The organism is Curtobacterium sp. MCBA15_016 (genome assembly GCF_001865105.1).
Classification (GTDB): Bacteria; Actinomycetota; Actinomycetes; order Actinomycetales; family Microbacteriaceae; genus Curtobacterium.
Map to the genome: position 1 here is coordinate 6,871 of NZ_MJGR01000065.1, position 607 is coordinate 7,477.

Here is a 607-nt window from a genome sequence, read left to right on the forward strand (position 1 = left end):
TCGGCATCGACCCGGAGAACGCCTTCGGCTTCTGGGACTGGGTGGGCGGCCGCTACTCGGTCGACTCCGCCATCGGCACGAGCGTCGTCATCGCGATCGGCCCGGAGAACTGGGAGCAGTTCCTCGCGGGCTTCCACGCCATCGACGAGCACGTCCGCACGACGCCGCTCGAGCAGAACGTCCCCGTCCTCATGGGCCTGCTCAACGTCTGGTACTCGAACTTCCTCGGCGCGCAGAGCCACGCGGTCCTGCCGTACACGCAGTACCTGCACCGCTTCGCCGCGTACCTGCAGCAGCTCACCATGGAGTCGAACGGCAAGCGCGTCCGCTGGGACGGCTCGCCCGTCACCACCGAGACCGGCGAGGTCTTCTGGGGCGAGCCGGGCACGAACGGCCAGCACGCGTTCTACCAGCTCATCCACCAGGGCACGCGACTCATCCCGACGGACTTCATCACGGTCGCGAAGCCCGCTCGTCCGCTCAAGGACGAGACCGGCGACGGCAAGGCCGTGCAGCCCGGGCAGGACGTGCACGCGCTGTTCCTCGCGAACTTCTTCGCGCAGACGAAGGCGCTCGCGTTCGGCAAGACCGCGGACGAGGTCCGCGC

General features: G+C 68.7%; 1 pseudogene. It reads left to right on the plus strand.

Annotation, left to right across the window (positions count from 1 at the left end):
- Nucleotides 1-607, plus strand: a pseudogene (locus tag BIV03_RS17610) (glucose-6-phosphate isomerase); the annotation flags it as partial.